Source organism: Methylobacterium aquaticum (assembly GCF_001043915.1).
In the GTDB taxonomy this organism is placed as follows: Bacteria; Pseudomonadota; Alphaproteobacteria; order Rhizobiales; family Beijerinckiaceae; genus Methylobacterium; species Methylobacterium aquaticum.
In genome coordinates, this window is sequence record NZ_LABX01000146.1 from 1 (window position 1) to 12,277 (window position 12,277).

At 70.3% G+C, this 12,277-nt stretch carries 12 protein-coding genes and 1 pseudogene; 6 read left to right on the plus strand and 7 right to left on the minus strand.

Annotated features, from left to right (window positions below):
- Positions 1 to 154 precede the first annotated feature (154 nt).
- From ribH to VP06_RS18695, 5 genes are all read left to right on the plus strand, one after another.
- On the plus strand, positions 155 to 697 hold the full coding sequence (gene ribH / locus VP06_RS18675; protein WP_048465291.1) for a 6,7-dimethyl-8-ribityllumazine synthase: 543 nt from the start codon (positions 155 to 157) through the stop codon (positions 695 to 697).
- Between the two features lies 1 nt (position 698).
- Positions 699 to 1,184, plus strand: a complete 486-nt coding sequence (gene nusB / locus VP06_RS18680; protein WP_048465292.1) for a transcription antitermination factor NusB — start codon at positions 699 to 701, stop codon at positions 1,182 to 1,184.
- Positions 1,185 to 1,359: 175 nt separating this feature from the next.
- Positions 1,360 to 2,364 (plus strand): thiamine-phosphate kinase, encoded by a 1,005-nt coding sequence (gene thiL / locus VP06_RS18685; protein WP_082167485.1) that lies wholly within the window; start codon positions 1,360 to 1,362, stop codon positions 2,362 to 2,364.
- 220 nt (positions 2,365 to 2,584) lie between these two features.
- Complete coding sequence (locus VP06_RS18690; protein WP_048465293.1) at positions 2,585 to 4,732, plus strand: sodium-translocating pyrophosphatase; 2,148 nt, start codon at positions 2,585 to 2,587, stop codon at positions 4,730 to 4,732.
- Between the two features lie 489 nt (positions 4,733 to 5,221).
- The gene (locus VP06_RS18695; RefSeq protein ID WP_048465294.1) at positions 5,222 to 6,163 is read left to right on the plus strand and encodes an outer membrane protein; all 942 of its coding nucleotides are present in this window, start codon (positions 5,222 to 5,224) and stop codon (positions 6,161 to 6,163) included.
- A 168-nt stretch (positions 6,164 to 6,331) separates the two neighbouring features.
- Here VP06_RS18695 and VP06_RS39030 read toward each other — a convergent pair.
- The 7 genes and pseudogenes from VP06_RS39030 to glyA all read right to left on the minus strand — a co-directional run.
- A pseudogene (locus VP06_RS39030) lies at positions 6,332 to 6,382 on the minus strand (hypothetical protein); the annotation flags it as partial.
- 73 nt (positions 6,383 to 6,455) lie between these two features.
- Positions 6,456 to 7,001 carry a hypothetical protein gene (locus VP06_RS18700; RefSeq protein ID WP_048465295.1) on the minus strand — a complete coding sequence of 182 codons (546 nt, stop codon included), beginning with the start codon at positions 6,999 to 7,001 and terminating at the stop codon, positions 6,456 to 6,458.
- Positions 7,002 to 7,137: 136 nt separating this feature from the next.
- Positions 7,138 to 7,632, minus strand: coding sequence for an Hsp20 family protein (locus VP06_RS18705; RefSeq protein ID WP_048465296.1), 495 nt, complete (start codon positions 7,630 to 7,632; stop codon positions 7,138 to 7,140).
- Between the two features lie 507 nt (positions 7,633 to 8,139).
- On the minus strand, positions 8,140 to 8,784 hold the full coding sequence (locus VP06_RS18710) for a riboflavin synthase (protein ID WP_048465297.1): 645 nt from the start codon (positions 8,782 to 8,784) through the stop codon (positions 8,140 to 8,142).
- Positions 8,785 to 9,870, minus strand: coding sequence for a bifunctional diaminohydroxyphosphoribosylaminopyrimidine deaminase/5-amino-6-(5-phosphoribosylamino)uracil reductase RibD (ribD, locus tag VP06_RS18715; protein WP_048465298.1), 1,086 nt, complete (start codon positions 9,868 to 9,870; stop codon positions 8,785 to 8,787). It abuts the gene before it with no gap.
- A gap of 56 nt (positions 9,871 to 9,926) precedes the next feature.
- On the minus strand, positions 9,927 to 10,475 hold the full coding sequence (gene nrdR, locus VP06_RS18720) for a transcriptional regulator NrdR (protein WP_048465299.1): 549 nt from the start codon (positions 10,473 to 10,475) through the stop codon (positions 9,927 to 9,929).
- A gap of 114 nt (positions 10,476 to 10,589) precedes the next feature.
- Entirely contained in the window at positions 10,590 to 11,891 is a 1,302-nt protein-coding gene (gene glyA / locus VP06_RS18725; RefSeq protein WP_048465300.1) for a serine hydroxymethyltransferase, read from the minus strand.
- Positions 11,892 to 12,018: 127 nt separating this feature from the next.
- Here glyA and VP06_RS36500 point away from each other — a divergent pair, with 127 nt between their 5' ends.
- Entirely contained in the window at positions 12,019 to 12,204 is a 186-nt protein-coding gene (locus tag VP06_RS36500; protein WP_156295676.1) for a hypothetical protein, read from the plus strand.
- The last annotated feature ends 73 nt before the right edge of the window (positions 12,205 to 12,277 follow it).

The window sequence follows — 12,277 nt, forward strand, 5'->3', positions numbered from 1 at the left end:
GGCTGAAGCGATTGCCCTGTACGCGGAGGCGCAAGCCCTTGTGGGAGGGCCCTCTTCTGGTCTAGTGGTCCCCTCCCCCACCGGTGATGCACCGCGGCGAGGCCGCTCGCGGCTGCGCGCGGGCCGGTGCCCGTTCGAGATGCAGAAGTTCGCCATGGTCACGCCACGCCGCGACAGCGGAGCCGACCGCCCCGCGCTCACCGGAGCCCGGGTGCTCGTCGTCGAGGCCCGCTACTACGAGGACATCGCCGACGAGCTTCTCGCCGGCGCGCGGGCCGCGATCGCGGCGGCGGGCGCCGAGGCGGTGGTGGTCACGGTGCCGGGGGCGCTGGAGATCCCCCAGACGGTGGCGATCCTGCTCGAGGCCGCGGCCCGGGCCCACCAGCCCTACGACGCCGTGGTGGCGCTCGGCTGCGTCATCCGGGGCGAGACCGGCCATTACGACATCGTCGCTGGCGAGAGCGCCCGGGCGCTGATGGATCTCTCCGTCATGCTCCGCCTGCCGCTCGGCAACGGCATCCTGACGGTCGAGACCGAGGCCCAGGCCCAGGCCCGCGCCCGCGTCGCCGAGATGAACAAGGGCGGCGGCGCGGCGGAAGCGGCGCTGGCAGTGCTGGCTTTGCGCCGGGCTCAAGACGCGGGCCGCCAGGACCGCACCATCGGCTTCACTCCCCGCCGCACGTCGGAGACCGCGTGAGATGAAGCCCGCCGAGCGCAGCGGCGCCCGCCTCGCCGTCGTCCAGGCCCTCTACGAGATGGAGATCTCCGGCAAGGGTGTGATCGACGCCCTCGCCGAGTTCGAGGCGTTCTGGATCGGGCAGGTCATCGACGAGGTGGAGCATCCGCCGGCCGAGACCGCCTTCTTCCGGGATCTCCTGCGCGGCACCGTCGAGGAGCAGCGGGCGATCGACCAGCGCCTCGACGCGGCGCTCGCCGCCGGCTGGCCCCTGCGCCGCCTCGAGGCGGTGGTGCGGGCGATCCTGCGCGCCGGTGCCTACGAGGTGATGTTCCGCCGCGACGTGCCGGTGAAGGTCGCGATCTCCGAATACGTCGACGTCGCCCACAGCTTCTACGAGGGCGAGGAGCCGGGCCTCGTCAACGCGGTGCTCGACAAGGTCGGCCGTGCCGTGCGGCCGGACGATTTCTCCAAGGGCTCCCTTTCCAAAGGCTCCCGCGCGGGCTGACATCGTCTCCGGACGATCGCTCGCGGGCCGGGCAGACTCACGTGGCCAACGGACAATTTTCCGATTTTTGCCGCTAGGTCATTGCGTTGGCCCGGGCCCGCGGCCTAGCTGTGCGGCGTTCAGGCCGGGAACGCCGTCATCCGCCGCCCGTTTCCTGCCGCGAGACTGGCCCGTGATGGCACGCCCCACTCTGCCCCGACCGACCGAAGACGAACTGATCGCCCGCTACTTCGCGCCGCTCGCCGGCGCCGGCGGGCTGTCGCTCCGCGACGACGCGGCCCTGCTGACGCCGCGCCCGGGCCATGACCTGGTGCTCACCACCGACGCCGTGGTGGCGGGCGTGCACTACTTTCCCGACGATCCGCCAGCCTCGATCGCCTGCAAGGCGCTCAGCGTGAACCTGTCCGACCTCGCCGCCAAGGGCGCCGAGCCGCGGGGCTTCCTCCTGACCCTGGCGCTGTCGGACGACTGGACCGAAGCGTGGCTCGCCGGTTTCTGCACCGGCCTGAGCGAGGCGGCCGCCCTGGCGAGTTGCCCGCTCCTCGGGGGCGACACCGTGCGGGCGGGCGGCCCGACCCTGCTGAGCATCACCGCCTTCGGCGAGGTCCCGTCCGGCACCATGGTCCAGCGGAGCACGGCGCGGATCGGCGACCGGCTCCTGGTCTCAGGCAGCATCGGCGACGCGGCGCTCGGCCTCAAGCTCCGGCAGAACCCGTCGGCCGTCTGGGGCGACGACCTGTCCATCCCGGTCCGGGCCGCCCTGATCGACCGCTACCTGCATCCGCGGGCCCGCCTGCCCCTCGCCCCGACCCTGCGCGCCCATGCCCGCGCGGCCATGGACGTATCGGACGGGCTCGTCGGCGACCTCGCCAAGATGATGCGGGCCACGCATCTGAGCGCCGAGGTCGAGATCGAGGCGATTCCGCTCTCGGACGCCGCCCGGGCAGCTCTGGCGGTGGAGCCGGACCTTCTCGACACCGCCCTGACCGGGGGCGACGATTACGAGATCCTCTGCGCGGCCGATCCCGCGGAGGTGCCCGCCCTGCGCGTGGCTGCCGCGCGGGCGGGCGTGCCGCTCTGCGAGATCGGCACGGTGACGGAAGGCGGTGCCCCGCCGGTCTTCCGCACTGCCGATGGTCACGTGCGCCGCTTCCACTCCGGTTCGTTCAGCCACTTCTGAGCCGTTCCAAAGGACGGCGGCGCGGCGTCGAAAGTCTCAGGAGGACGAAGCTTGGGAGCGTTTGCGCTCGGGTAGGAAGTTTGGCACGACTAGGGACGTGGATCCGCGCTGGCGCGCGGGCCCGCTCAACAGGGAGGGAGGCCCGCGTCGCGCGTTCACGGTCGCTCGCCATCTCGGCCGTCCGACGTCGCGGGAATGCCCGACAATCAAGGACGGTAGAATGACCGCACTCCTGCTCATCATCCTGGGCGGCCTCTGCGCCGTTGCCTACGGCATCGTCACCATCAACGACGTCATGCGGCGCGATGCCGGCACGCAGCGCATGCAGGAGATCGCCGGGGCGATCGCCGAAGGCGCCCAGGCTTACCTGCGCCGCCAATACGCCACGATCGGGATCGTCGGCGTGGTGCTGTTCGGGCTCCTGGCCTGGTTCCTCGGCCTCAAGGTCGCGGTCGGGTTCCTGATCGGCGCCGTCTTGTCGGGCATGGCCGGCTTCATCGGCATGAACGTCTCGGTGCGGGCGAACGTGCGCACGGCCCAAGCGGCGGCCCAGTCGCTGGGGGCGGGCCTCTCGGTGGCGTTCAAGTCGGGCGCCGTCACCGGCATGCTGGTGGCCGGCCTCGCGCTGTTGGGCGTCGCGCTCTACTACACGTACCTCACCCGCTTCGCCGGCCTGAGCCCGTCGAGCCGCGAGGTGATCGACTCGCTCGTGGCCCTCGGCTTCGGCGCCTCGCTGATCTCGATCTTCGCGCGGCTGGGCGGCGGCATCTTCACCAAGGGCGCCGATGTCGGCGGCGACCTCGTCGGCAAGGTCGAGGCCGGGATTCCCGAGGACGATCCGCGCAACCCCGCCACGATCGCGGACAATGTCGGCGACAATGTCGGCGACTGTGCCGGCATGGCTGCCGACCTGTTCGAGACCTACGCGGTCACCCTCGTCGCCACGATGGTGCTGGCGGCGATCTTCTTTGCCGGCCAGACCGATGTCGGCGGCCTCAACGTGCTCGAGACGATGCTGATCTACCCGATGACGATCGGCGCGGCCTGCATCGTCACCTCGATCATCGGCACGTTCTTCGTGCGCCTCGGTGCGAATCAGTCGATCATGGGGGCGCTCTACAAGGGCCTGATCGGCGCCGGCGTGCTCTCGATCGGGGCGATCGCGGGCCTCAACATGGTGATGTTCGGCGGCTTCTCGACCCGCTTCACCACCACCGGCGGCGACAGCTTCACCTCGCTGAGCCTGCTCCTGTGCGCGGTGGCCGGCCTCGTCATCACGGCGCTGATCGTCGTCATCACCGAGTACTACACCGGCACGAACTACCGGCCGGTCAAGTCGATCGCCCATTCGTCGGTCACCGGCCACGGCACCAACGTGATCCAGGGCCTGGCAATCTCGCTCGAATCGACCGCGCTCCCGGCCCTCGTGATCGTGGCCGGGATCATCGTCACCTACACGCTGGCCGGCCTGTTCGGCATCGCCATCGCGGTCACCGCCATGCTGGCGCTCGCCGGCGTCGTCGTCGCCCTCGACGCCTTCGGCCCCGTGACCGACAATGCCGGGGGCATCGCCGAGATGGCGGGGCTGCCCAAGGAAGTGCGCAAGTCCACCGACGCGCTCGATGCCGTGGGCAACACCACCAAGGCGGTGACGAAGGGCTACGCCATCGGCTCGGCCGGCCTCGGCGCCCTGGTGCTGTTCGCCGCCTATACCTCGGACCTGAACTACTTCATCAAGAACGCCTCGGCGACGCAGTACCGGTTCTTCCAGGGCGTCACGGTCGATTTCTCGCTGTCGAATCCCTACGTGGTCGTCGGCCTGCTGCTCGGCGGCCTGATCCCGTACCTGTTCGGCGGCATCGCCATGACGGCGGTGGGCCGCGCCGCCGGCGCCGTGGTCGAGGAGGTCCGCCGCCAGTTCCGTGAGAAGCCCGGCATCATGCAGGGGACCGAGCGGCCCGATTACGGCCGCGCCGTCGACATGCTGACCAAGGCGGCGATCAAGGAGATGGTGGTCCCGTCGCTGCTGCCGGTCCTGTCCCCGGTGGTGCTGTTCTTCGCGATCCAGGTCATCGCCGGCAAGGGCCAGGCTTTCGCCGCGGTGGGCGCGATGCTGCTCGGCGTGATCCTCACCGGCCTCTACGTCGCGGTCTCGATGACCTCCGGCGGCGGCGCCTGGGACAACGCCAAGAAATACATCGAGGACGGCCACCACGGCGGCAAGGGCTCGGACGCCCACAAGGCCGCGGTGACCGGCGACACCGTCGGCGACCCCTACAAGGACACCGCCGGCCCGGCGGTGAATCCGGCGATCAAGATCACCAACATCATCGCGCTGCTGCTGCTGGCGATCCTGGCGCATAGCTGACACGGCCGGGGATTTTGCGCCGCGCGCTGATCTGCGGCCCTCGGCGGACGGCGTGAGCCCGTCATGCGACTTCCGCCTCGTGCCGGGCGATCCTGCCGGGATCGCCCGGCGCGAGGCGGAAGTCGGCTTCGCTCAGGCGTGTGGAGCCTGAAGCTCCACCGCGCGGGCGTCTGATGCGCGTTCCGGACGGTGTCTTCTGAACGCGCATCGCGCCGCAAGTTGCACCGATCCAATGTCCAGAGCACGTCGCGCACCCCAATTGGCGCAACGATTACTATTTCGTCTGGACTCCCCGCCAACGGCTCTGCGGCAAGCGGACGCAGAACGTCATTCTTAAAATATTTAGACTCAAAAATATACTTCGCATATCGCAGTCCAACAAAGTCTCCCCGATCTTGCTTCGAAGTCGCCGCAAGTGTGTCCGGCGTGCAATATCGCGCGCCGGCCCAGGTGCTATTCTATAGATCCAAGACGAGGGGCAAGAATCAAATGGTTAATAAAGCATTAATGACTTCCGCTCTTGGTGTCGTACTGACCAGTGCGGCGAGCGCGGCGGATCTGCCGCGCCGCGCCGCGCCTCCGGTCTTCACGCCGGTGCCAGTCTTCACCTGGACGGGATTCTACGCCGGCCTGAATGCCGGCTACGCCTTCGACACCGGCGACCGCCGCGACGGCTTCGTCGACCGCGCGCCGGCTGCCGGCCTGCCGGGCGGAAATCCAGTGGTGTTTCCGCGCGGCGTGATCTCGCCCGTCGCCGTGTTCACGCCGGCCACGTCCCTCGAGGGGCGGCAGGTGCTGTTCGGCGACCGCGGCCGCGACGGCTTCAGCGGCGGCGCTCAGATCGGCTACAATTACCAGTTCACGCCGGGTTCCGGCGTCGTCGTCGGTGTCGAGGCCGACGCCCAGTATCTCGATTTCGGTCGTGTGCGACGGTCCACGATCAGCTATAGCGGCCCGGCCGCAATCATCGATCCGACCTTCACTCCGATCAACGGCAGCCTGCGGGGGCTCGACTTCTTCGGAACCGTGCGCGGCCGTCTCGGCTACGCCTGGGACCGCACCCTCGTCTACGCCACCGGCGGCTTCGCCTATGGCGCCGGCGACGACCGGATCGGCAATGTCGCGTTCACGACGCCGGTCGTCGGCAACCGCGACGGCTTCCGCACCGGCTGGACAGTCGGCGGCGGCGTCGAATACGCCCTTCCGACCGACTCCTTCCTGAACTTCTTCAAGTCGAATGCCGTCACGCTGAAGGTCGAAGGCCTGTACGTGAACCTCGATCGTCGCCGTGGGAACCTCGCCCTGGTCGGTGCGACGACGCTCTACGGCGGCGTGCTGCCGGTCTACGACACGCTCAACGTCAATAACCGGCGCAGCGACGAGTTCGCGGTGGTCCGCGCCGGGGTGAACTACAAGTTCGGAACGTACTGATCCGATCCCGGACGGGCGCATCCCGGACCTGCAGCGCCGCCTTCCGGGCCAAGCGGGACCGAACCACGACGAGGCGATCGGCGACGCAGGTCCGCCCGGGCGGACCTGCGCCTGGCCGCCATCGACGAATCGCTCGATGCCGGTGACGACGCTCGCATCGTCCGCGGCACGGAACAAAGCCGCCCTGGCGATCTCGTCCGTCTCGCCGACCCGACCCATCGGGATTCCCGCGGGGCGAGATCATCGAACACGCCCTGGCTCCGGCCGGAGGCCCGTCCTGGGCATCATCCCTCTACGCCGGGACGCAAAGCACACGCGCCGCGGCGTTCGGAGGCGTCCGGGGGCGCGGCACCGGCATCGCCGCGGCCGGGCACGGCGGCAGGTCATCGTCGTCGTCCCGGCGGCCCGGGCGGAGGAAGACGTGCAGGTTCCGCATCCCGCGCGAACGCCTCCTCGGGGGCCGCCTCGTCGCGGGTGCGACGGCATCCGACGAGGATTCGTGCTGCGACGAGCCGGGATCGAGTTCGGCGAGGGCGCCGAGGACGGCGTCGACCGGGACCGGCTCGGCCCGGCAGCCGGTGAGGCAGCGCAGGCCCGGCACGTTCTCCAGGGCGCAGGCATCCGAGGCCCAGGAGGCCAGGATCGCGCGCTTCTCCGTCCGCGACAGGTGCGGGTGCGACAGCACCTCCCGCGGGTGCCGGAACACGTCGCCGGGTGCGACGAGGGCCTGCCACGCCTCGACCGAGGCGGCCTGGACGACAGGCGGGTTCATCGGGCCGGCATGGACGGAGCCGGCGTCGGGGAGACCGGAAGGGGTGAGATGCGTCTCCATCGACATGGTTCATCCTCCCTGATGGTGCATGACGAGACACGGCAAGGCGCTCAGGCCCCGGGGGCGCAAGCCTCCGGGGTTTCCGTTCGTCGGTGATGGCACAGGGTTCAGGTGGCCCAGAGTCGGACCGCCCCGTTGAGGATCAGGCCGCCTTGGACTGGTGGTCGGCGCGATGTTCGACCTGGGCGGGCGCGTTGTCCTGCCCGACGGCGGCCTGCCTGCCACCAATGGCGATGCGGCGCGGCTTCAGCGCCTCCGGCACCTCGCGCTTGAGATCGACTGCGAGCAGGCCGTTCTCCAGGCTGGCGCCCGTGACCTTCACGTGGTCGGCGAGGCTGAAGGTCTGGCGGAAGGCGCGCGCCGCGATGCCGCGGTGCAGGTAATCGCGCCCACCGTCCTTGTCCTTCTTCTGGCCGGTGACCAGCAGCGTCGTGTCGTGCTGGGTCAGCTCGATCTCGTCCTGCGAGAAGCCGGCCACCGCCATGGTGATGCGGTAGGCGTCCTCGCCCACCTTCTCGATGTCGTAGGGCGGCCACTGGGTCGAGGGCTCGATCCGGGCGGCCTGGTCCAGCATCGAGAACAGCCGGTCGAAGCCGACGGTGGAACGGTAGAGCGGTGCGACGTCGAAGGTCCTCATGACCACATCCTCCTTGGAGCAACGTGATGACGTGGATCGTGTGATGTTCCGGACCGCCGGACACCCGTGTCCGGCGCCCAAGCTGCGAGCCCGTTCGGGCCTCGCGCGGGTGGAACGCGGACGCCGAGGCCCGGTTCCCGCCTCGGCGAATTTTTTTCGAGCCTCACGCGGCCCGTTCTCGCGCAGCGTCAGACATGGGATCAGCCAGCCTCGATCAGGGCGCGGCGCGTCTCTTCCGACAGCCGCTGGGATGACCCGCAGGGAGGAGCGGGCCGTCCCGCACCATCGCTTAAAGCGTGCGCTTGGCTCGCAGCATCGAGGCGCCCCGGCGGCACAGCGACAGAGCCGCCGAGAGCGTCGTAACGGTCGCGAGATCCGGATGACGCCGCAGAAGAAGGATGCCAGGTGAACCGGAGGGGACGAGATCGATGGCCCGGATTGGCCCCCGTCGTGCGAACCGCTCCTTCAACGATGCGTCCATCTCCCGCCGCCGCGCGATCACCCGGATCAGCTCAGCCCGACCGCCGCCCGCGCCTCCGTCAGCCGCGCCGCGTAGCGGGCGATCAGGTCGACCTCGAGATTGAGCCGGTCCCCGACCCGGCGCTCGCCCCAGGTGGTCACGGCGAGCGTGTGGGGGATCAGCAGCACCGTGAAGGTGTCGCCCTCCACACCGTTGACCGTCAGCGACGTGCCGTCGAGGCAGACCGAGCCCTTCTCGGCGATGAACCGCGAGAGAGATGCGGGCGCCCGGAGCACGAAGCGCTCGCTCGGCGCCCAGACGTCGCCGGCCTGACCGGTCACCGGCTCGCGGGCGACGATCTCGGCCAGGCCGTCGACATGGCCGGTGACGAGGTGGCCGCCGAGTTCGTCGCCGATCTTCAGCGAGCGCTCGAGGTTCACCCGGGTCCCCGGGACCCAGGTCCCGACCGTGGTGCGGGCCAGGGTCTCGGCGGCGGCATCGACCTCGAAGGTGCAGCCGCCCTCGCGCGGCGTCACCGTCACGGCGGTGAGGCAGGGGCCCGCGCAGGCGATCGAGGCGCCGATCGGGATGCCGGCAGGGTCATAGGCGCAGTCGATGGCGAGGCGCTTCAGCTTGGAATCGCCGGACACCGCGGCAACGCGGCCGACATCCGAAACGAGGCCGGTGAACATCTACGGGCTCCGTATGTGGCAGGTGAAGAGATCGGTGCCGATCCGGACCTCCTCGGCGACCGCGAACTCCGCGGAGGCGAGGCGCGCGGCGAGGTTCGGGCCGACCGCCGGCAGGCCGGGCTGACCGAGGCGGCAATCGCCCGTGACGAGCAGGCACTCGTCCACGAGGTTGTCGCGGGCAAGCGCATCGGCCAGTGTCGGCCCGCCCTCCGAGCAGATTCGGGTCAGGCCGAGATCACCGAGGAAGCGCAGGGCCTGCGGCAGGTCGATGCGCCCCGCCGGCGTGACCGGGACCCGCTCCACTTGCGCGCCGGCAGCCGTGAGCGCCGCTTCCGCCTCGGCGGGGGCGCCGGGACCGGCGAGGATCAGGGTCGGGACCTCGGCGGCGGTGCGGACGAGGCCGGCGGTGGGCGGCGTGCGCAAGGCGGGATCGAGGACGATCCGCAAGGGCGAGCACGCCGCCATCCCGGGCAGGCGCACGGTGAGCTGGGGATCGTCCGCCAGCACCGTGCCGACGCCGACCATGATCGCGTCGCAATGGGCCCGCTGGAGGTGGATCTCGGCATTGGCCCGCGGCCCGCTGATCATCAGCCGGCCCTCCCCGCCCGCCGCGTACCCGTCCGCCGTGCGGGCGAGCTTGAGGAAGACCGCCGGCCGGCCCTGCGTGATCCGGGTCACGTGCCCGCGCTGGTCGCGGGCCGCCTCCGCCCCCAACAGCCCGACCGAGACGGCGATGCCGGCCTCGGCGAGCCGGGCATGGCCGCGCCCGGCGACCCGGGGATCGGGATCGTCCATCGCGCTCACCACCCGGGCGACGCCTGCCGCGATGGTGGCATCGGCGCAAGGGCTGGTGCGGCCGTGATGCGAGCAGGGTTCGAGCGTGACGTAGAGGGTGGCACCGCGCGCCGCCTCCCCGGCCGCCGCCAGGGCGACCCGCTCGGCATGCGGCCGGCCGCCGGGTTGCGTCACGCCCTGGGCGAGGATCCGCTCGGCCCCCGGCGGACCGCCGACCAGCACCGCGCCCACCGACGGGTTCGGCCAGGCCCGGCCGAGATGGCGCCGGCCGAGGGCGAGGGCGAGGCGCATGAAGCGCCGGTCAGCCTCCTCGCGGACAGAATCGTGCCGGAAGGACTCTCGCGCGCTCACGACGCGCGGCTCCGCGCCCGCCGGGGCGGCGGCGCCGGATCGACCGGAACGGGCCCCTCGGGCGGGGGAGCCTCGTCGGCGGCGGCCTGGGCCGCACCGGCGGCGAGGTGGCCCAGCAGTTCCTCGAAGTCGCGCGCCTCGCGAAAATTCTTGTAGACGGAGGCGAAGCGCACATAGGCGACGTCGTCGAGACCTTTGAGGCCCTCCATCACCGCCTCGCCGATCGCCTCGCTGGTCACCTCGGCCTCGCCGGTGCTCTCGAGCCGGCGGGTGATGCCGCTCACCAGGCGCTCGATCCGCTCCGCCTCCACCGGGCGCTTGCGGAGCGCCGTCTCGACGGAGCGCTGGAGCTTGTCGCGGTCGAACGGCACCTTGCGGCCCGAGCGCTTGACGACGATCAGTTCGCGCAGCTGCACCCGCTCGAAGGTGGTGAAGCGGCCACCGCAATCCGGGCAGATGCGTCGGCGCCGGATCGCCGAGCTGTCGTCGCTCGGGCGGGAATCCTTCACCTGGGTGTCGAGGCCACCGCAATAGGGGCACCGCATCGGTCGCCCGTTCCTCTGTCACGAAAAGGGGCCGGTCCGCGTGGGACCGGCCCCGGAGGCGCGTGTTCTAGTGTGCTCCTGGCGGAAGGGGAAGCCGGGAGACCGGGGGAGCGATCAGGCGTAGATCGGGAAGCGGTCGGTCAGGGCGTGGACCTCCTGCTTCGCCGCCTCCTCGGCGCTCGGATCTCCGGCCTCGCCGGCCCGGTGCAAGCCGTCGAGAACCTGCACGATCAGCTCGCCGACCTTCTTGAACTCGGCGACGCCGAAGCCGCGGGAGGTCGCCGCCGGGGTGCCGAGGCGGATGCCCGAGGTCACGGTCGGCTTCTGCGGATCGAACGGCACGCCGTTCTTGTTGCAGGTGATGCCGGCGCGGGTCAGCGCAGCCTCGGCCGCCTTGCCGGTCAGTTCCTTGGCCCGCAGGTCGACCAGCATCAGGTGGTTGTCGGTGCCGCCCGAGGTGATGTCGTAGCCGCCCGAGATGATGGTGTCGGCAAGCGCGCGGGCGTTCTCGACCACCTGCCGGGCGTAGAGCTTGAACTCCGGCGTCAGCGCCTCGCCGAAGGCCACCGCCTTGCCGGCGATGACGTGCATCAGCGGACCGCCCTGGAGGCCCGGGAAGACCGCCGAGTTCAGCTTCTTGGCCAAAGCCTCGTCGTTGGTCAGGATCATGCCGCCGCGCGGGCCGCGGAGGGTCTTGTGGGTCGTGGTGGTGACGACGTGGGCGTGCGGGAACGGCGACGGGTGCACGCCACCGGCGACGAGGCCGGCGAAGTGGGCCATGTCGACGAAGAACACCGCCCCGACGCTGTCGGCGATCTCGCGGAACTTGGCGAAGTCCCAGTGACGCGGATAGCCCGAGCCACCGGCGATGATCACCTTCGGCTTGTGCTCCTGGGCCAGGCGCTCGACCTGCTCCATGTCGATGCGCTGGTCGTCGCGGCGCACCGTGTAGGAGACCGGCTTGAACCACTTGCCCGAGACGTTCGGGGGCGCGCCGTGGGTGAGGTGGCCGCCGGCCGCGAGGTCGAGGCCGAGGAAGGTGTCGCCCGGCTGCATCGTGGCCATGAACACGGCCTGGTTCGCCTGGCTGCCGGAATTCGGCTGCACGTTGGCGAAGTCGCAAGCAAACAGCCGCTTGGCGCGCTCGATGGCGAGGTTCTCGGCGATGTCGACGAACTCGCAGCCGCCATAATAGCGCCGGCCCGGATAGCCCTCGGCGTACTTGTTGGTCAGAACCGAGCCCTGCGCCTCGAGCACGGCGCGCGAGACGATGTTCTCGGAGGCGATCAGCTCGATCTCGTGCTGCTGGCGGCCCAGCTCCTGCGCGACCGCGCGGGCGATCTCGGGATCGGCATCGGCCAGCGACGCCGAGAAGAACGAGTTGGACCGGGAATTGGCAGCGGTACCCACGCTCATGATGGCCTCGAGGTTCTTCGGGAGCCGCCCGGACGGAGCGCCGGTGCGGAAGTAAAGGATCGGGATCGGCCAGCTTCTACACGCGGGCGACGGGGGAGTCCAAGGCCGCAGCGCCGGACATTTGTCCGTGAGCGACATCTCCCACCGCCTGCGTATCGAGGTCCCGGACCTCGCATCGGGTCGAGCGGTGCCGGCGACCGGTCAGCCGGGGCCGATCCGCATGCAGGGTGGATTTGAAACACCGAAAAAGAAACTCAAAAAATTTGAAAGCGCCGTTGACGAAAATTCGTGGCCCGCTGGATGTCCCGCATGAGCCGGCGCAGCCCCGGCGATCACGGACCGGCCCGGCCGAAGGATCACGACAAGCTCGTCGCGCCGCGCGGGGC

Coding starts and splice junctions, on each gene's coding strand:
- ribH (WP_048465291.1), top strand. CDS start 155: ATGGTCACGCCACGCCGCGACAGCGGAGCCGACCGCCCCGCGCTCACC.
- nusB (WP_048465292.1), top strand. CDS start 699: ATGAAGCCCGCCGAGCGCAGCGGCGCCCGCCTCGCCGTCGTCCAGGCC.
- thiL (WP_082167485.1), top strand. CDS start 1,360: ATGGCACGCCCCACTCTGCCCCGACCGACCGAAGACGAACTGATCGCC.
- VP06_RS18690 (WP_048465293.1), top strand. CDS start 2,585: ATGACCGCACTCCTGCTCATCATCCTGGGCGGCCTCTGCGCCGTTGCC.
- VP06_RS18695 (WP_048465294.1), top strand. CDS start 5,222: ATGGTTAATAAAGCATTAATGACTTCCGCTCTTGGTGTCGTACTGACC.
- VP06_RS18700 (WP_048465295.1), bottom strand. CDS start 7,001: ATGTCGATGGAGACGCATCTCACCCCTTCCGGTCTCCCCGACGCCGGC.
- VP06_RS18705 (WP_048465296.1), bottom strand. CDS start 7,632: ATGAGGACCTTCGACGTCGCACCGCTCTACCGTTCCACCGTCGGCTTC.
- VP06_RS18710 (WP_048465297.1), bottom strand. CDS start 8,784: ATGTTCACCGGCCTCGTTTCGGATGTCGGCCGCGTTGCCGCGGTGTCC.
- ribD (WP_048465298.1), bottom strand. CDS start 9,870: ATGCGCCTCGCCCTCGCCCTCGGCCGGCGCCATCTCGGCCGGGCCTGG.
- nrdR (WP_048465299.1), bottom strand. CDS start 10,475: ATGCGGTGCCCCTATTGCGGTGGCCTCGACACCCAGGTGAAGGATTCC.
- glyA (WP_048465300.1), bottom strand. CDS start 11,891: ATGAGCGTGGGTACCGCTGCCAATTCCCGGTCCAACTCGTTCTTCTCG.